Origin of the sequence: Cupriavidus sp. H18C1, from assembly GCF_049311595.1 — a bacterium.
In the GTDB taxonomy this organism is placed as follows: domain Bacteria; phylum Pseudomonadota; class Gammaproteobacteria; order Burkholderiales; family Burkholderiaceae; genus Cupriavidus; species Cupriavidus cauae.
This window is the reverse complement of sequence record NZ_CP186008.1, coordinates 573,055-590,804: the sequence shown is the minus strand read 5'-3', so window position 1 is coordinate 590,804 and position 17,750 is coordinate 573,055. Positions and strand designations below refer to the sequence as shown.

16 protein-coding genes, 1 tRNA gene and 3 pseudogenes are annotated in these 17,750 nt (G+C 67.4%); 4 read left to right on the top strand and 16 right to left on the bottom strand.

The genetic code is table 11. From position 1 onward, the window contains the following. Positions 1–325: 325 nt before the first annotated feature. Together OJJOAM_RS02730 and OJJOAM_RS02725 are read right to left on the bottom strand one after the other, a co-directional pair. Complete coding sequence (locus OJJOAM_RS02730) at positions 326–766, bottom strand: acyltransferase family protein (RefSeq protein ID WP_422648795.1); 441 nt, start codon at positions 764–766, stop codon at positions 326–328. A 349-nt stretch (positions 767–1,115) separates the two neighbouring features. Continuing rightward, positions 1,116–1,340 (bottom strand): DUF2188 domain-containing protein, encoded by a 225-nt coding sequence (locus OJJOAM_RS02725; RefSeq protein WP_422648794.1) that lies wholly within the window; start codon positions 1,338–1,340, stop codon positions 1,116–1,118. Positions 1,341–1,702: 362 nt separating this feature from the next. Between OJJOAM_RS02725 and OJJOAM_RS02720 the strand changes: the two genes are divergently transcribed. Next, on the top strand, positions 1,703–1,933 hold the full coding sequence (locus tag OJJOAM_RS02720) for a hypothetical protein (RefSeq protein ID WP_422648793.1): 231 nt from the start codon (positions 1,703–1,705) through the stop codon (positions 1,931–1,933). 482 nt (positions 1,934–2,415) lie between these two features. Here OJJOAM_RS02720 and OJJOAM_RS02715 read toward each other — a convergent pair whose 3' ends face one another. The 8 genes from OJJOAM_RS02715 to OJJOAM_RS02680 all read right to left on the bottom strand — a co-directional run bounded on the left by OJJOAM_RS02715 (position 2,416) and on the right by OJJOAM_RS02680 (position 6,400). Further along, entirely contained in the window at positions 2,416–2,649 is a 234-nt protein-coding gene (locus tag OJJOAM_RS02715) for a hypothetical protein (RefSeq protein WP_422648792.1), read from the bottom strand. 554 nt (positions 2,650–3,203) lie between these two features. Then, complete coding sequence (locus tag OJJOAM_RS02710; RefSeq protein ID WP_422648791.1) at positions 3,204–3,638, bottom strand: hypothetical protein; 435 nt, start codon at positions 3,636–3,638, stop codon at positions 3,204–3,206. Positions 3,639–3,696: 58 nt separating this feature from the next. Beyond that, positions 3,697–4,248, bottom strand: a complete 552-nt coding sequence (locus OJJOAM_RS02705) for a GNAT family N-acetyltransferase (protein ID WP_422648790.1) — start codon at positions 4,246–4,248, stop codon at positions 3,697–3,699. A gap of 34 nt (positions 4,249–4,282) precedes the next feature. After that, positions 4,283–4,930: a sugar O-acetyltransferase gene (locus tag OJJOAM_RS02700; RefSeq protein ID WP_422648789.1), complete on the bottom strand. Its 648-nt coding sequence runs from the start codon at positions 4,928–4,930 to the stop codon at positions 4,283–4,285. 77 nt (positions 4,931–5,007) lie between these two features. Further along, positions 5,008–5,295, bottom strand: coding sequence for a DUF2188 domain-containing protein (locus tag OJJOAM_RS02695; RefSeq protein ID WP_422648788.1), 288 nt, complete (start codon positions 5,293–5,295; stop codon positions 5,008–5,010). A gap of 64 nt (positions 5,296–5,359) precedes the next feature. Next, positions 5,360–5,611: a DUF2188 domain-containing protein gene (locus tag OJJOAM_RS02690; RefSeq protein WP_187829258.1), complete on the bottom strand. Its 252-nt coding sequence runs from the start codon at positions 5,609–5,611 to the stop codon at positions 5,360–5,362. A gap of 34 nt (positions 5,612–5,645) precedes the next feature. Beyond that, on the bottom strand, positions 5,646–5,870 hold the full coding sequence (locus OJJOAM_RS02685; RefSeq protein WP_149319205.1) for a DUF2188 domain-containing protein: 225 nt from the start codon (positions 5,868–5,870) through the stop codon (positions 5,646–5,648). Positions 5,871–5,977: 107 nt separating this feature from the next. Next, entirely contained in the window at positions 5,978–6,400 is a 423-nt protein-coding gene (locus tag OJJOAM_RS02680; protein ID WP_422648787.1) for a YkvA family protein, read from the bottom strand. A gap of 122 nt (positions 6,401–6,522) precedes the next feature. Between OJJOAM_RS02680 and OJJOAM_RS02675 the strand changes: the two are divergent. Continuing rightward, positions 6,523–6,802, top strand: a pseudogene (locus tag OJJOAM_RS02675) (hypothetical protein). A 129-nt stretch (positions 6,803–6,931) separates the two neighbouring features. Here the strand turns inward: OJJOAM_RS02675 and OJJOAM_RS02670 are convergent. The 6 genes from OJJOAM_RS02670 to OJJOAM_RS02645 all read right to left on the bottom strand — a co-directional run bounded on the left by OJJOAM_RS02670 (position 6,932) and on the right by OJJOAM_RS02645 (position 16,657). Next, complete coding sequence (locus OJJOAM_RS02670) at positions 6,932–7,867, bottom strand: aldo/keto reductase (RefSeq protein WP_422648786.1); 936 nt, start codon at positions 7,865–7,867, stop codon at positions 6,932–6,934. A 50-nt stretch (positions 7,868–7,917) separates the two neighbouring features. Further along, positions 7,918–8,451: a GMC family oxidoreductase gene (locus tag OJJOAM_RS02665; protein WP_422649478.1), complete on the bottom strand. Its 534-nt coding sequence runs from the start codon at positions 8,449–8,451 to the stop codon at positions 7,918–7,920. Positions 8,452–9,208: 757 nt separating this feature from the next. After that, a complete protein-coding gene (locus tag OJJOAM_RS02660) occupies positions 9,209–9,664 on the bottom strand; it encodes a hypothetical protein (RefSeq protein WP_422649477.1) in 456 nt (151 codons plus the stop codon). Positions 9,665–10,154: 490 nt separating this feature from the next. After that, positions 10,155–15,014 (bottom strand): NAD-glutamate dehydrogenase, encoded by a 4,860-nt coding sequence (locus OJJOAM_RS02655; protein ID WP_422648785.1) that lies wholly within the window; start codon positions 15,012–15,014, stop codon positions 10,155–10,157. A 335-nt stretch (positions 15,015–15,349) separates the two neighbouring features. Further along, the gene (locus OJJOAM_RS02650) at positions 15,350–16,339 is read right to left on the bottom strand and encodes a Bug family tripartite tricarboxylate transporter substrate binding protein (RefSeq protein ID WP_422648784.1); all 990 of its coding nucleotides are present in this window, start codon (positions 16,337–16,339) and stop codon (positions 15,350–15,352) included. Positions 16,340–16,581: 242 nt separating this feature from the next. Next, positions 16,582–16,657: transfer RNA gene (locus OJJOAM_RS02645), tRNA-Lys, on the bottom strand. A 167-nt stretch (positions 16,658–16,824) separates the two neighbouring features. Between OJJOAM_RS02645 and OJJOAM_RS02640 the strand changes: the two are divergent. Together OJJOAM_RS02640 and OJJOAM_RS02635 are read left to right on the top strand one after the other, a co-directional pair. Further along, a pseudogene (locus tag OJJOAM_RS02640) lies at positions 16,825–16,950 on the top strand (helix-turn-helix domain-containing protein); the annotation flags it as partial. Between the two features lie 60 nt (positions 16,951–17,010). Further along, positions 17,011–17,738: pseudogene (locus OJJOAM_RS02635) on the top strand (LysR substrate-binding domain-containing protein). Positions 17,739–17,750 lie beyond the last annotated feature (12 nt).

Here is a 17,750-nt window from a genome sequence, read left to right as displayed (position 1 = left end):
AAAGGATCACGACGGCCGTCTCATCCTCCCGCGAACGGCGCACGTTGCAGATATCTGTGGAGTGTTGGCACGTCAGATAGCAAAGGTCGACGATCACTTGCATTCCATCGCCGGTCGGCACCTCCGCCTCGACCTTGATTGGTTCCCTTTAAGAACTTTCGACAGTCCCTTTGCCTGTGAGCGCAGAACGGCGAGATCGAGGCGATTCAAGACAATCAGTACAGTAGGGGGGCATACATCGGCGCCACGCCGCCATCCGTCAAGCCGCTCAACAATGTGCAGCGGCTCAGCGACCGAAGGCCGCCAGGCCGTTCGCGGTCGGCCGTTACCGTGATAGTACGGAGGGTTCACGGTCGGCACTGACGTTTGCCGACGTCCTTTTCGAAGCCATGGCTTGGAAGGGCAACTCGATCCAGCGGTATGAAAGGTCCGCCGCCACGGCAATCAGGCCGCCGGCGGAGACGATCGCCACGATGACATTGGCAATTGTCGGTTCCAGGCCGATCGTTCTCTGCATGGCCTCACGAGTGACGAGAATGATTGGCAAGTGGCAGAGGTAGATCGAATAGGACCTCTCGCCGAACCAGACCAGCGGCTTGGCGACGGGTGAGCCGGAGAATGCGTCGCCTCGCAAGGAAGAGACAAGGCAGATCACCGAGCCAATTGCGATAATCGGAAGCACGAACGGTTGAGGCAGACTTGCCGGCGCGATTGCGCAGATGAGGACCCCGATCAGAAGAGTGGATACCGCAACCCATCGGGGCATGGAAAGGCGGGGAAGCGCGCCGGACCTCGGTGCGAATACACGAAGTGGTCGAACACTCGGTAGTAGGCGTCTGGTGTCGGAAGCCGACTGCGGTAATGCTGCAGGAGCACCATCAAGATGGCGACCGCCCGCAGGCACTGAATGTCATTGTTCTTTGTCGTTGCCATAGCAATACTGCGCCGCTCGTCTGAAGCTGGTGATTCTAACAGCGGCCTTCCGGCAGCTTTTCATGCCTGCCGCACATGGGTATTTCCCTTTTGCCCAGAATAAAGCCCGCGTGATCGCAAGATTAGCGGGCTTTTGCTTTTGGCGGGGTAGAGTCCTCAAGCGTGCCAAGTCCGGACTAGATCTATCCCTTGATGTTGCGCGGATCGTTGCCGAAGCTGTTTCGCTCGCAGATCCGGCCGTCGCGGCCGTGGACGATCAGCTCGACCTTTGCTTGCTGTGCTGCTTCGGTGCCGGATGCAATCGCTTCCTGCTGGGTATCGTAAGTCGGGCCGGTGCCGTCAGTGTCTTCAATCCGGACCGCCCATTTACCGCCGGCTTCCGGAACGACGTGGACATTTCCTGCCATGGTTGCCTCCTAGGGATGTCAGTTCCGTTGTACGCAAGGGCATTGGAAACCGGTATAGGGCCACGTCCGACACGCGCGAGCGAGGGGGCACGGGATCCATCGGCGCTTCGCTTATTGATCGGCGCTCATCATCGTGCGTCGCCTCCAGCTGCTGTAACTGTTCCTTGGTCCGGGCCGTCGCTCACCGCTTGAGAGGCGCCGACGTACCACTGCTACGTCTCATAGACGCAGCAAGCCCGAGGACGTGCACCGCAAATGTTCGATTTCGAGCGCAGTACCCGAGATTCCCGTCACCGCTCGCTTCATTGTTCGCGATCGGCTTGGCACCATGACAGCTCCCCAACCCCCTAACGGGAGAACGTATGGACGAGAATCATTCCCAAGAGCTGGTCAAGCATCTGAGAGAGATCGTCGAACGTCTCGACGACATGTCGTACTACGCCGCCTCGTCGACAAGCCAGCGAGTGCATTTCGCCGCGATGGCGATGCAGGGACTGGTCACCAGTATGTCGGGGGAAATGGAAGTCGAGGCTGCCGCGAAGCGGTCTGTTCAGTACGCGGACGCCTTGATTGCGGCGTTGGAAGACGAGTAGAAGCGCAGTAGGGCAGCACAACAAGAAGCCCGCGTGGTTCGAGCCACGCGGGCTTTTTGTTGTGTACGCGGAGGAGGCCTTCGCGATGCGTGGGGCGATCATGGTTTCGCGCTTGCACCGCGCTCGTCCGTTGTCTACAGAACCGCGCCCGTTTTCAGTATGACGGATGACAGCCTCGAACTAATGTATCGGCAGGCAAGGGCGAGATGCGTGGGCTGGCAACAATGCCGATGCCCCCCATCAGCGGCAATGCGCCGGTCACCGTGTCCCGCCCGAGCCTATTTCCTAGTCGGTTGCATTTGCCCGATACCTTCACCGGTATCGGGCTTTTTCTATTGCCCGTGCGCCAATCGAGCAAGCCGGTGGTTGGCATCTGCCATCCCCACCGCCGCTCTGGCGGGGCCCAATACAAAACGCCCGATGAGGTTCATCGGGCGTTCTCGGTACCGGCCTAACGGGTCAGCCCATCACGGGCATCGGGGTTACGGGTGGGTGGTTCTCGCGATCAGCCGCCAGCGAATGTGTCCCTGCAGCGCCCCATGGACATGGTGATTCGGCGGCGGCAAGGGGTGTTCGCGGGCTGAGATGGCGCTGGAACCGCAGCCCTCACATCGGTAGATGCCTGAGTACGGGGCTTGGGCGCCGGGCGCGAGGACGAGCTCGTAGGCAGGGTCTTCCTCTTGCGTGAAATAGCGGGTGTCGTTGCAGAACGGCATATCTCCTCCTTGAAAAGGGCCGGGCAGCCATTACGCCATCAGTCGGAGGAGCTTCTGTCGGATTCGAGTTTCCTTCTTTCACATTCGATGCTGAGTCCGCCGGCCTCCGGGAGAGGGAGGCTGGCAGGGCTCGCCGTCAGGCGTTCGAGCTCGCTGAGTCAGTTCGGATTGCGGGCGCGCAACGACGAGTGGGAGCACGGCTGGGCAACCAGGAAGAGCCGCGTCGCAGGGCCTCGACGCGTCCTTTTCGCGATGATCGGCCCGTCGTCGCTTTCCGCTTCGGCCAGTGCCGACGCTTGTCTACAGAATCGAGCCCGTTTTCGGTATGAGGTATGGCACGCCGCAACTAAGGTATTGCCGGGCGAGGACGAGATGCGAAGGTTGGTAACCGCGCCGCTGCCCCCATCAGCGGCAATGCACCGGTCGCCGCGTCACGTCCGAGCCCATTTCCTAGTCGGTTGCATTTGCCCGATGCCTTCGTTGGCATCGGGCTTTTTTCATTGATCCCTTTCGCAGGTGGCCGCTTTCAACATGGCGACGCCCCACGCACGGCCTTATTTCCGGCCCTCGAACGTCGCCTCAAACGCCGTGGCCCGTGCCGTTTGCGGGTCGAGCGCGCAGGTGAAGGTGAAATTGCGCCATCCGCTGCGGCCGCGGGCCTGGCCGCGTCCTTCCAGTACGGTATTGCCGTTCAGGCTCAGGCTTTGCGGCGTGTCGTCGCCGAGGAATACGCGATCGACCTTGGCGTCGGTGCGCTTCAGTTCCTGCAGGGCCAGCGGGCGGCACATGACTTCGGCGACTTTCTTGGCGTCGCTCCATTGACTGGCGACATTGCGGTCCGCGGGCGTGCGCAAGGTGCCGATGGCGCGGTCGAGCGCCTGTCGTTGCGAATCCGTCAATGGGCTGCTGTCCTGGGCGGCGACGGGGTAGGCGGCCGTCGCGACGAGGGCGGCCAGCAGGGCGCGATGCAGTCGGTTCGAGCGTGCCATACGAAGTCCCATCGGTTTCGAATATCGGCGATTCTACGGCGATGCCGGCGGGGCGGCATCATTGCCCGTGCGAGGCGCGTCCAGCGGGAGCCGCATCCAGCGAGAGCCGCATCGCGCAGCGCAGATGCACCGGCAAGCCGAGGTCGCGTTCGTGCTCGAGCACGGCGGCGAGCCGTTCGTCCAGCGCATCGCCTTCGATCGCGTCGAATCCCAGCCGGCCGTAGAAGGGCCCGTTCCACGGGAGGTCGCGAAATGTGGTCAGCGTGACGGCCGCCAGCCGTTGCCGACGTGCATGCGCAATGGCCTGCGAGACGAGGGCACGGCCGTATCCCTGGCTTTGGCAATCGCGATGAACGGCGAGCTCCCAGATATGCAACGCTTGCCCGAATTGCTCGGCGCTGATAAAGCCGCGCACCTTGCCGGTGTCGTCCTCCGCAACCCATTCAGTGCCCGCCGCAATGAAGCGAAGGTGGACTTCCGGTGACAGGACGTCGTCGTCGGCGATCCACGCCAATGCCGGCACGGTCCTGAACAGTTCGGCGGCGGAGCGTTCGATGTCCGGCAGCGATGACGCGTCGCCGCCGGTGGCAGCCCGGATCAGCGGCGTCATTGCTGGCGCATGCTGTGAGTAGTGTTCGACGGCATCATGCCTCGGCGCCGTCGTTCGGCGGCTGCGCGATCTCGCGGATCACGCGCGCCGGATTCCCAACCGCGACCACATTCGGCGGAATATCGCGCGTGACCACCGCACCTGCGCCGATCACGCTGTTCTCGCCGATCGTGACACCTGCCAGCACGATCGCGCCTCCGCCGAGCCAGACGTTGTTGCCGATCACGATGGGTTTGGCGGCTTCGTATTTCTGCCGCCGCAATTCCGGATCGACCGGATGTGTCGGCGTCAGCAATTGCACATTGGGTCCGATCTGCACGTCTTCGCCGATCGTGATCGGCGCGACGTCAAGCGCCATCAAGCCGTAATTGACGAAGGTACGCGCGCCCACGGTGATGTACTTGCCGTAGTCAACGTAAAGCGGTGGCTTGATATTGACGTCCGGTCCAACGGCGCCAAGCATTTCATGCAGAACCTGTTGCGCGCTGTCGAGGTCCACGGCATAGCGCGTCTCGTATTCGCGCGACAGGCGATACGCGCGGCGCGATGCGGCCTGCAATTCGGCGTCTTCGGCGATATAGAGATCGCCGGCAAGCATTCTTTCCTTCTGGCTGCGATGGTCGACGTGATTGTGGTCGATGTGGTTGGTGCTATCGGTATGATCGGTGTCGGTACTCGACATGGGTATGCTGAGGGTTCGTTGTCGCGCGGCCGATCATAGCAGGACGTCGTTGCGAAACCCGGCCGACTGGCATTCGATCAGACAGCTTCGCCCGCAAGCCCGCACGTCAGTCGCCGCCGTCGCCCCCACCATCCCCCCGCATCGCCCTCATGGCCGTGGCCATCGCCGCCGTCAAAGCGCGTGCGTTGCTGGACCTGTCCATCCGGCCCGTGAATCACCAGTTCGACCTGATCCTTGCTGGCCTTTTCGCGTCCGGCCGCGATGGCTTCTTCCTGCGAAGGGTAGTGCGAGGTGGCGCCGTCGGTATCTTCGACGGTCACCGCCCAGCCGCGGTCGGCGGGCAGCACGTGGACGGTACGGTTCATGGTCGTGTTCCATTGCCGGCAGCGGGCGGGGGCATGGCGGCCCTGGCCACCGCGCTGCCGGGGGTCAAGCCGCCAGGCTTTCCTGTTCGGTCAGGCGGCGGATTTCGCCGTCGGCCTCCTGGACCAGCAGGCCCACGCCGCGCCGCCGGGCGGCGGCCATGGCGAGCTGCAGGGCGTCATCGCGGCCGTCGTAGCGCAGGATCGATTGCGCCTGGCCTTCGACGGTCAATTCCCATCCGGTATGGGTGGCTTTCAATACGAAGTTGCGAGGCATGGTCTTCGGTCGAGAGCGGAGGGAACTTGCATCGTAGTGCATCGGGATGCCGCTCAGTATGCGAGTTCGTCCTACGTCATCCCTTGGACGCCGCCGGATCGTGGCCGAAGCTGTTGCGCATGCGGATCTGCCCGTCGCGCCCATGCACCAGCAGTTCGACACGGTCGCGCCGCGCGGCGTCGGTGGCGACCTCGATGGCTTCTTCCTGGGTCTCGTGATGCGAGCTGGCGACGGGTTCGCCTTCGCGGCTGACATTCCAGCCGCTGCCATGCGGCGTCACATGGATGTTGCGTCCTGCCATGGTGGCACCTCTTGATCGGAACTTTCTTCCTTTCTAGAGCGGGGGCGGGGCGCGTGGTATCGGTGGCTGTCCGACAGTACGCAGGACGCGGGATGGCGCGCGCCGGGTCAAAGGCCGCAGAGGCAGCGCGTGGCGCGACGGGGCCGCTTCAGCCGCGCCACCACCGCCAGGCGAGCAGCGCGGCCCCCCAGCCACAGGGCCACGACGATCGCGGCGCCCCAGTAGCTGCGGGGCTTGCCGCGCCGCTCGTCGAGCCAGCGGCGCGCCTGCTCGCGACAGGAATCGGCCAGCGGCGCCGGCAGCGTGCGCAGCGCGCACCAGACCAGCGCGGGCAGCAGGATGATCTCGTCGAGGTAGCCGAGCACCGGCACGAAGTCGGGAATCAGATCGATGGGGCTGAACGCATAGGCGACGATCAGCGCGCACAGGCCGCGGGTCAGCCAGGGCGTCGCGGGATGGCGGCAGGCGAACCACAGCGTCAGCACGTCGCGCCGCAGTCGTCGGGCCCACGCGCGCAAGGTCTCGAGCATGGCGGGGATGGCAGGGATGGCGGAGTGGCCGGGGGAAAGAAAGGGGCTGGAGCGGATAGCGCACGTTGGCGCGGCAGCGCGCATGCTAGCATGGCCCGATCGAGGTCACGGGAGAGAACATCATGGCCAAGCGCGAACGGCCCGCACGTGCGCTGCAGGACGAAGTGAGCCGGCGTATCCAGCGACTGGATGAGATCGTCGACGAGGGGTTGAAGGTGCGGGTGCCCGTGCCGCAGCCGCATCCGCGCGATGCGCGCGGGCGCAACTGGGATATGCAGGGCTTTGGCCACGTCCGCGGCCATGAGCGCGCGATCCGTGCCGTGGTCGACAAGGTGCGCGACGAATTCGATCTGTCCGACAACCCCCGCCGCGCCAACGGATCCCTTCGCGCCGGCATCGTGACCGGCGTCACGAGCTGCGCTGCCTGGGCGAAACTTGAGCGGACCTTAGGCGCAACCCGATCGCAACCGAAGCGCACCGCAAGCGCACCCCAAGCGCACCCCAAGCACACCCCAAGCGCGAATCACCGCCTCATGCCGGCTCGTGTTCCGGCATATCGGAGCAGGGCCCGTTGCGGCAGGGGCGCGGCGAACCGTCGCCGAGGATGGTGGGCGCCAGCGCGCGCCCGCGCTCGCCCAGCGCGCGATACCGGTCCAGCAGGGCCAGGTTCTCGCGGATATGCTGCTCGGAAAACATCGAGGTGATGACGATGCCGTGCTCGCCGGCCAGGCTCAGCGCGAAATGCATCGCCAGCTCCTGTTCGGTCAGCTCCTCCAGCCCGAGCTTGCTGACGGCGTCCCGCACCGGCGGGCTGGCGGCGCTGGCCGCCAGGCTGTCGGGCCCGCCGCCATAGGGCCGCGTCAGAAAACGGTGCCGCCCGGCGCCCATGCCGGGATGCAGCCGGTCGAGCACGTTCAGATTGGCCTCGAACAGCCACGCCGGCGCCTGCTGCGCCAGCGGCGTGGCAATGATCTCGGGCGAATCGATGGTCACGCCCCACTGGCCGATCTTGCCGTCGCGCTGGGCCTCGTCCAGGAAGCGCTGCAGTTCGTCGGTCAGCACGTCGGGCGAATGCGGTTCGTGGATCAGGTAGTAATCGATGCGCTCGCTGCGCAATTGGCGCAGCGATTGATCCAGGCACGCGCGCGCATAGCCGACCTCATAGTTGCGCTGCGACAGAGCGACACGCGAGGCGGCATGCACCATGCGGCGGCCCCCGGGCATGCGCTTGATCCACCCGCGCGCGAGACTCTTGGCCAGGCTCAGCGCGCGCGTATTGCGCGGCGGCACCACGCCGAACTTGCTGGTGACCGTGACGTGCTGGCGCTTGCCGGCGAGAAACTCGCCGAGCAGCGCCTCGGCCTCGCCGAAGCCGTAGGAGCGCGCCACGTCGAAATGACGGATGCCGTTGTCATACGCCGCCGCCAGCGCCCGCAGAGATTCCTTCCTGCCCACCCGGCCCAGCATGGGAGCACAACCGAAACCCAATCGGCCAGACAGTTCCTTGGAATGCTCACTCACCTTGGCGCTCCTGCGGTCGCTACGGCAACGGGCTCGTCGATCGGCTCGACGGCCGGGGGAATCCGATCCGCCACGGGCGTCGCGTCGGTCGGCATGTCGTTAGGCATGCGGGCGCCGGTTCGGTTCTCGGTATCGTTTGCCCCATCGTTCGCGCTCGGCCTGGCGAGCTGTGCCGCGATGTCGTCGGCAATGCGCGCCGACAGCGCGACGATGGTCAGCGTCGGATTGGCCTGTCCGGATGACGGGAATACCGCGCTGCTGGCGACGTACAGATTATCGGTGCCGAACACGCGGCAGCGCGGGTCCACCACGCCGTCGCGCCAGTGTGCCGCCATGCGCGCGGTGCCGATCTGGTGAAAGCCGTCGGCGGCCTGCGCCAGCACCGACTCGACGCGCTCGGCCTCCGGCATCCAGTATTCGAGCCGGCCGGCACCGGTCTTGCGCAGGTGCCGGTCCAGCAGCGCATGACAGCGCACCACCGAATCGGCGTCCGCGTGCTGATAGCGCAGATCGATGCGCAGCCGCCGCATGCCGTGGCAGTCGGTGGTCTCGGCCAGCGTCACACGGCTCTCGCGCGAGGGCAACTGCTCGGCATGGTAGTGCAGCGCGTAGACATTGTTCGGGCTCGGCAGAAAGAAGCCCGGCAGCCGCGGCCGCGCGAAGTAGCGCCGATAGACGAAGGGCGGCACGAACGTCGCGATCTTGGCGAGATCCTTGCAGACATTGCGGACATGGGCGCCGCGGTCCTTGCGCGCGCTGGCGTTGGCGACCAGCTTGGCGATCGCCGGCGGCGCCAGATAGCGGCTGATCACCGGCGTGCACAGCGCCAGGTAGGCGAACGACAGGATGCCGTTGCCGTGCGCGGGGTCGGCGGGTGGATGGTTGTCCAGCCACATCGCGGTATTCAGCAACTGCTGCTCGCGCTGCACGCGGGCCGGCACGGTGAAGCGCCGCCGCGCATAGAAGCCCTGCGCATCGCGCTCGAAATGGTAGACGGTGCGCGCCGCCTCCGAGTCGAACCGCACGCTGGCGATCTTGCCGGAGATGTGGCCCATGTAGTGCCGGCCCAGCAGGCCGCTGCGATTGCCCAGGCGGTCGCCGTGCCGCGCGTTGACGTTCAGCAGCAGCCGCGTCGCTTCCAGCCCGCCGCAGGCCAGCACGAAATGGTCGGCGACGATGCGCGTGCGCGCCGCGCCGCGGGCCACCACGATGCTGGCGACATGCTCGCGGTCCGCGGTCGGTTCGATATCGACGCAGGTGGCGCCGAGCAGCAGCTGCACGCCGGGTTCACGCTCGAACCAGTCGCGATAGCGGCGTGCGAAGTTCGGCTCGCCGCTCCAGCGCTCCAGGTCGGAGGCGATCACGTCGCCCGGCTGGAAGCGCGTGGTGATGGGCCGGCGAGCCGATTCGGCGGAGAGGCGATCGAGCGTGAAGGCGGGCTGGCCGCAGTTGGTGTACTCGCAGGCGCGCGCATAGTAGGGCGACAGCTCGTCGTAGCGGATCGGCCAGGCGGTGCCGGGCGCGTAGTCGCGCGGTTCGAAGTCGATCGGATCGAAGGGGGATGCAGCGCCCGCCCCAGAGCCACGACGTACCGCCGAACGCGCGCCGCACGGCGTCCTGCATCGTCGCATGGCGGCGCGCATCGGCGAGCTCGGCATCGCACATCGCCTGCGCTTCGTCCTGGAAGGTTTCGCCGCCGCTTTCGACCAGCATCACCGCGATGCCGCGGCGCGCGAGCTCCATCGCGCAGGTGATGCCGGCAGGCCCTGAGCCGACCACGCAGACGGTCGTACGCAAGCTCGCTTGGTGCGAGGGGGGGACGCAGTACCATGGGAGTTCTCCGGCAGCCTGGCGATCGCGGGATGACGCGGCACGGCCTGCCGCGCGCCCGGGTGGGGCGCGAGAGGCATGGGCCGGTTCGACACGCACAATCTATGGGCCGGGGTGGCCAGCGTCCGTACGTTGCCACACGCAGTGTTGCGCTGCGCAAGAGCGCGTGCCAGCGTAGTGCGTGCGCGAGGGCCTGTGCGAAGGGCATGCGATGGCCTTCGCGATTGTCTTGGCGATTGTCTTGGCGATTGTCTTGGCGACTTTCTGCGCAAATGTTTTGGCGATTGTCTTCGCGATACCCTGCGCAAAAGCCCGCGTAATTGTCTTTGCGATCTTATTCGCGATGGCCTGCGCGACGCCGCGTGCGATTCCCTCGTTGCAGGCGCTGCCGCCGCCCGACGCCTCAGGCCGCGTGCTCGAGCATGCCGATCTCGCGCGTCGCCACCGACAGCATCGACAGTCCGGTGGCACCGGCGGCGCGTTGGTCCGCCAGCATGCGGCCGAAGCGTTCCAGTGGCGCATGACGGGCCTGGCGCCAGCGCTCGATCAGGCCGTCGGCGCCTTCCTCGCGCGCGCTCGGGCCGGCCTGCTGCAGCACGCTGACGGTCAGCGCGCGCTTGAGCCGGTCCAGATCGTCGAGCGTGGTGGTGCGGGCCAGCAGATCCCAGTGCGTATCCGCGGGCAGCGCCTGTGCGCGTTCGCGCAGCCAGCCGAAGCTCAGATGCCGGTCCAGCGCGAAATACACGTCGGCTACCTGCGCGAGGCTGCGCTCGCAGCCCGAGGCCACCTCGGCGATATCGAGCGCGGCGACCGCGATATCGCCGGCCGCGACCTGCAGGGCCAGCGCGTCGTCGATGCCCAGCGCGGTCAGCGCCTCGCGCCGCTGGGTCAGCGCGGCGGCCTCGTGCTCGGCCAGCAGCGTCGGCAGCCGCGGCGTCAGCCAGACCGCGGCGGCGGCGTAGTCGGGACGCGTGCCCGCCGGCGCACCGTTGGTCGGGCGGCGCCGCAGCAGCCATAGCGTCGCGCCTTCGAGCAAGCGCGCGAGGCCGGCGAACATGCCGGCCTGCACCTCGTCGGCGACGCGGTTGTCGAGCGCATCGATGGCCTGCCACAGCCCCGTCAGCCCGAACACATCGCGGGCGGTCAGGCAGGCGCGCACGATATCGGCAGGCCGCGCGTCGGTCTCCTCCATCATCCGATGCACGAAGGTCGGGCCGACGCGGTTGACCAGCGTGTTGGTCAGATAGGTGGCAAGGATCTCGCGCCGCAGCGGGTGCCGCTGCATCGTGTCGGCGTAGCGCAGGCGCAGCGGCTGCGGGAAGTAGTCGGCCAGCAGGCCGGCCACCGTCGGGTCTTCCGGCACGTCCGAGGCGAGCAGCGCGTCGTACAGCCACATCTTGCTGTAAGCGAGCAGCACCGCGCGCTCGGGCGAGGCCAGCCCGTGCCCCGCGGCCTTGCGCTCGACGATCTCCTCGTCGGGCGGCAGGAATTCGAGCGCGCGATTGAGCCGGCCCGCGCGCTCGAGCGCGCGCATCAGCCGGGCCTCGATATCGAGCAGTTCGGCGGCGCGGCGGTTGGCGATCGAGAGCGCCTGGGTCTGGTAGTAATTGTCGTGCAGCACCAGCGCCGCGACTTCGTCGGTCATCTCGGCCAGCAGCTTGTTGCGCTGCTTGTCGGTCATCTCGCCGTCGGCGACCACCAGCCCGAGCAGGATCTTGATGTTGACCTCGTGATCGGAACAGTCGACGCCGGCCGAATTGTCGATCGCATCGGTATGGATGCGGCCGCCGGCGCGCGCGTATTCGATACGGCCCAGTTGCGTGAAGCCGAGGTTGCCGCCTTCGCCGACGACCTTGCAGCGCAGGGCCGCGCCATTGACGCGCACGGCGTCGTTGGCGCGGTCGCCGACCTGCTGGTGGGTCTCGTCGGGGGCCTTGACGTAGGTGCCGATGCCGCCGTTGTACAGCAGGTCGACCGGCGCGGTCAGGATGGCCTGGATCAGCTCGGCCGGCGTCAGCGCGGTGGCTTCGATGCCGAGCGCGGCGCGCACCTGCGGCGTCAGCGCGATGGTCTTGGCGCTGCGCGGATGCACGCCGCCTCCGGCCGAGATCTTGCCCGCATCGTAGTCGGCCCAGCTCGAGCGCGGCAGCGCGAATAGCCGGCGCCGCTCTTCCAGGCTGACGGCCGGGTCCGGGTCGGGGTCCAGGAAGATATGGCGGTGGTCGAACGCGGCGAGCAAGCGGATATGGGGCGACAGCAGCATGCCGTTGCCGAACACGTCGCCCGACATGTCGCCGATGCCGACGACGGTGAAGTCGGTCGACTGGATGTCGGTGCCGAGCTCGCGGAAATGCCGCTTGACCGATTCCCAGGCGCCGCGCGCGGTGATCGCCATCTTCTTGTGGTCGTAGCCGACCGAGCCGCCCGAGGCGAAGGCATCGCCGAGCCAGAAGCCGTATTCCCCGGAGATCGCATTGGCATAGTCGGAAAAACTGGCCGTGCCCTTGTCGGCGGCGACCACGAGATAGGGGTCGTCGTCATCGTGGCGCACCACCTGGGGCGGCGGCACCACGGCGCCGCCCGCAAGGTTGTCCGTGACATCGAGCAGGCCGCGCAGGAAGGTCTGATAGCAGGCCACCCCTTCGGCCATCCACGCATCGCGGTCGGTGGGCGAGGGCGGGCGCTTGACGACGAAGCCGCCCTTGGAGCCGACCGGCACGATCACGGTGTTCTTGACCATCTGCGCCTTCATCAACCCCAACACCTCGGTGCGGAAGTCCTCGCGCCGATCGGACCAGCGCAGTCCGCCACGCGCGACACGGCCGCCGCGCAGATGCACGCCCTCGACGCGCGGCGAATAGACCCAGATCTCGAACATCGGCCGCGGTTCGGGCAGGCCGGCGATGCGGGCCGGATCGAGCTTGAACGACAGGCACGGGCGGGGCGAGCCGTCGGCACTTTGGCGGAAGCAATTGGTGCGCGTGGTGGCCAGGATCACGCCGAGGAACTGCCGCAGGATGCGGTCCTCGTCGAGATTGGGCACCTGGTCGAGCGCGGCGCCAATCGCCTCGAGCAACTGCGCGCAGCGCGCCTCGCGCGCCGGCTCCGAACCCGGGTCGATCGCCGGATCGAAACGCGCGGCGAACAGCGCCACCAGCAGCGCCGCGATGCGCGGATTGCCGGTCAGCGCGCGCTCGATATAGGCGTCGCTGAAGGTCGAGCCGACCTGCCGCAGATACTTGGCGTAGGCGCGCAGGATCGTGACTTCGCGTGCCGGCATCTCGGCCAGCAGCACCAGCCGGTTCAGGTCGTCGTTCTCGATCGCGCCATCCCAGGCGCGCGCGAAGGCGTCCTCGAACAGGTCCTTGGCGCGCGCCATGTCGAGCTCGGCGCCGCCGACCAGTTCGAGGCCGAAGTCATGGATCCACAGCGGCGCGCCCTCGTCGGGCTCGATCCGGTAGGGGCGCTCCTCGTGCACCCGCACGCCCAGATGCTCGAGCATCGGCAGGCTGTGCGACAGCGCGATCGGCTCGCCGGCGCGATAGACCTTGAAGCGGAACGCGCGCGGCGGTGCCTCGATCGGTCGGTACAGGTTCATCGACAGTCCGCCGCGCCGGCGCGCCTGCTCCATCAGCTCGATGTCGCGTACCGCGGTGCGCGCGGGATAATCCTCGCGATAGCCGGCCGGAAAGGAGTCGCCATAGCGGCGCAGCAGCCGGTTGCCCTGTTCCTCGCCGGCCTTGTCGAGCAGCGCCACCGCGAGGTCGTCCTGCCAGCGGCGCGTCGCCGCGACGATGCGTTCCTCTAGCGCGCGCGTATCGACCTCGGGCATCGTGCCCGGCTCGCCGCGCACGGTCAGGTGGATGCGCGCCAGCGGGGACTCCGACAGCTGCGGCGTGAACTCGCAGCTGGTGCCGCCGAACGCCTGCATCAGCAGCTTCTGGATGCGCTGGCGCAGATCGGTGTTGTACTTGTCGCGCGGCACGAACACCAGGCAGGAGACGAAGCGGTCGAAGCGGTCGCGCCGCACGAACAGCCGGATGCGCTGATGTTCCTGCAGCCGCAGGATGCCCAGCGCGATCTCGAACAGCTCGTCCTCGCTGGCCTGGAACAGTTCGTCGCGCGGATACTGCTCGAGGATCGTGACCAGCGACTTGTACAGATGGCCGCGTTGCAGGAAGCCCGCGCGCGCCAGGATATGGGCGCACTTGCGGCGCACCAGCGGGATCTCGCTGGTCGACACCATGTAGGTCGTCGAGGTGTAGAGCCCGAGAAAACGCCGCTCGCCGAACAGCTTGCCTTCGGCGTCGAGCAGCTTGATGCCGATGTAGTCCAGATAGCCCGGCCGATGCACGGTCGAGCGCGAGTTGGCCTTGGTCAGGAAGATCGGCGCCTCGCCCTGGATGATGCTGGTTGCGGCGGGCGGCAGCGGCGTCAGCTCTTCGGCCGTCGGCGCACGGCGGCTCTCGCGCAGGATGCCGGCGCCCGAGCCGGCCACGCCGCGCAGCCAGAACCGGCCATCCTGTTCGACCAGCTGGTAGTCGCGATGGCCGAGGAAGCAGAAGTGGTCGTCGACCATCCACTGCAGCAGCGCGCAGGCTTCGGCCGTATCGCCTTCGTTGCCGCCGGGCAGACGCTGCAGGTCGGCGATGCTGGCGCGCGCGATGTCCAGCATCTTCGGCCAGTCCTCGACCGCCGCGCGCACATCGCCGAGGATGCGCGTGATGCCGGCCCGCAGCGCTTCCAGCTGGGCCGGTTCGCTGCAGCGATCGACCTCGAAGTGGATGAACGATTCGAGCCGCGATTCCGGGTCGGGCGCCTTGTCGCCGCCGAGCGCGATGCGCGCGATGCCGCCGTCCTGGCCGCGCCAGACGCGGAACACCGGATGGAAGGCCGAATGCAGGGTCAGCCCATGCCGGTTGATCTCCATCGTCACCGAGTCGACCAGGAAGGGCATGTCGTCGTTGACCATCTCGATCACGGTGTGGTCGGAATGCCAGCCGTGCTGCTCGAGATTGGGGTTGTAGACGCGGACCTGCGCGCGGCCCGGCACGAAGCGCTGCGCGGTCTGCCAGTGCGCCATCGCGGCGCCGTAGAGGTCGGCGATATCGCGCTCGGCCAGGTCCTCGGCATCGGACACGTCGTAGTAGTGCCGCAGCAGCGGTTCGGCGGTGGCGAAGGTGGCCTCGGGCAGCCGGGCCCGCGCGAACTCCACCAGATCGGCCAGTCGTTGTTCGACGCGTTCTTCGCTGTCCGCTTGCATGATCTCTCCTTGGGGAAAGCCGCCGCCGATCGTGCCGGCGCGATGCGCTGCACCGCGTCCGGCCAGGGCGAGTGCCGGTGCCTGCTCTTAATGTAGAGCAAAAATACAGCGGTGGCGGGAAAGGGGGGAGAGCGGGGGAGGGAGACCGGCGTGGCCGGCGCTGCGAGGGGGGCAGCGTGACGAGGCGGCGTGACGAGGCGGCGTGACGAGGCTGCGTGACGAGGCCGGGTGATGCGGTTGCGTGTGAGCCTGCGTCTGAGGCGGGCGGGAACAGCCCAACCGCGGGCGGACCGCCGCCGAGTGGGGCGGTCCGCCGATCCGTCCGAGCAGCGGAATTACTCGAGCGTGATCTTCTGCTCCTGCGCGATCTTCTTGCGCAGTTCCAGTTCGCGCTTGATCTGCGCGGCGAACTGCTGCGGCGTGTTGCCGTCCGGATAGGCGCCGCTCTCGGTCAGGCGGCGCTTGGCGGCCGGGTCCTGCAGCGCCTTGACGGCGGCGTCGTGCAGGCGCGCGACGATCGCGGGCGGCGTGCCGGCCGGCGCGACCAGCCCGTACCAGGCCATATTGTTGTTGTCCTTCATGCCTTCCTCGGCGAAGGTCGGCACATCGGGCAGGCCCTCGACGCGCTTGGGCGCCGCCACCGCCAGCGCGCGCAGCTTGCCCGCCTGGATATGCGGCATCGACGACGGCAGGTTGTCGAACTGGCCGCTGACCTGGCCGGCCAGCGTGTCGTTCAGCGCCGGACCCGAGCCGCGGTACGGCACGTGGACCATGTCCGTCTTGGTGGTCAGCTTGAACAGCTCGCCGTCCAGATGGGAGATGCTGCCCTTGCCGGCCGACGCGTAGCTGTACTTGCCGGGTTCGGCGCGCAGCAGCGCGATGAACTCCTTCAGGTTCTTGGCCGGCACCTTCGGATTGACCGTCAGCACGTTCGGCACGTTGACCAGGTTGGTGATCGGCGCGAAGTCCTTCAGCGGGTCGTACGGGTTCTTCGGATTGGTGGCCGGGTTGGTCGCCATCGTACTGACCGTGGCGATGCCGATCGTGTAGCCGTCGGGGGCCGACTTGGCGAGCGCGTCGGCGCCGATCGCGCCGCCGCCGCCGCCACGGTTCTCCACCACCACAGGCTGGCCCAGCGCGCGGCCCAGCGCGTCGGAGACGGCGCGGGCGACGATATCGGTGGTGCCGCCGGCGGCGAACGGAACGATCAGCCGCACCGGCTTGTTGGGATAGGCCTGGGCGTGCGCGACGCCGTGAGTCAGGCCGAGTGCGGCCAGGCAGGCTGCCACGCTGGCGGTCAATGCGGATTTCAAGAATGCCTCCATCTGTTGCGTTGGCCGGCGCGTCGCGCGAAGCGGAGGGCGCCGGTCGGGGTCGGGCAGGGTTCCGTATTGCGGAACTTGGTTTCGTAATATGCCCGGACCGGCATTCAACCCGGAAAGGCGCGGCGGGGATATCCGTAACAACCCGTAACAGGCGCTCGGGCCGCAGCCGCAGGGAAAGAGGCAAACAGCAGGCAAACAAAAAAGGCCGGGCTGCGATGCAGTCCGGCCTTTCGGGAATTCGCTGGTGGGGCGTGAGTGACTCGAACACTCGACCTACGGATTAAGAGTCCGCTGCTCTACCAACTGAGCTAACGCCCCATCGAAGTCCGCTATTCTAGCGTGGACTTTTGGGTTTGCAAGTACCGAAGCGATCTCGGGGACGCTCGGCTGGGTCGCCGGGACGGCGGTCAACGTCCGCGCGGCTACAATGCCCCGCTGTCCGCGCGGCCCACCGCCGCGCCGCCGTTCTCCGGAGACCTGGTCCGATGCATGCCCGTGTGTTGCGCTATCTGGATGAAGTGGTCCGCCGCGGTTCGATCCGCAAGGCGGCCGAAGCGCTGCACGTCGCGCCGACCGCCATCAACCGGCAGATTCTGGACCTGGAAGCCGAACTGGGCGCGCCGCTGTTCGAGCGCATCCAGCGCCGGCTGCGGCTGACGCCGCTGGGCGAGATGGTGCTGGCCCACGTGCGGCAGACGCTGCGCGAGCACGACGCGCTGCGCGAACGCATCGCCGCCTACAACGCGGGACAGCAGGGCATCGTCACGGTGGCCACCACCGCCGGGCTGGCGGGCTCCCTGTTGCCTGCGCTGGTTAACGACTTCCGCCGCCGGCATCCCGGCATCGCGGTGCGCGTGCTCGACCTGCCGGTGGCCGAGATCGTCGCCGCGCTGGCCGAGGGCGACGCCGAGCTCGGGCTCGGCTACGACCTGGCGCCGACGCCGGCCTTCGTCACGCTGGCCGCCGGCGAATGGCCGATCGGCGCGGTGGTCGCGCCCGGCCATCCGCTGGCCGAGCAATCGTCGGCGCTGCTCGCCGAGTGCGTCGGCTATCCGCTGATCCTGCCGGTGGCGACGATGTCGATCCGCAGCCTGCTCGACGACGCCTCGTCCGCGCGGCGATTCCGGTGCCCGCGGCGGTCGAGGCCGGCTCCACCGTGCTGATGCGCCGGCTGGTGATGCTGGGCGCCGGCATCGCGCTGCTCAATCCGCTCGACGCCATCGAGGAACTGGAGGCCGGCACGCTGGTGTTCGTGCCGTTGCGCGATCCGGCCTTGCCGCTGCAACGGCTGACGCTGTTTGCGCGGGCACGCGGCCCGCTGGATTCGGCGGCCTCGCTGATGGCCCAGCGGATCGGGGCCGCGCTGAAGGCGCTGTCGGGTGGCGGGGCGGGGCATTAGCGTCGGCTGTCC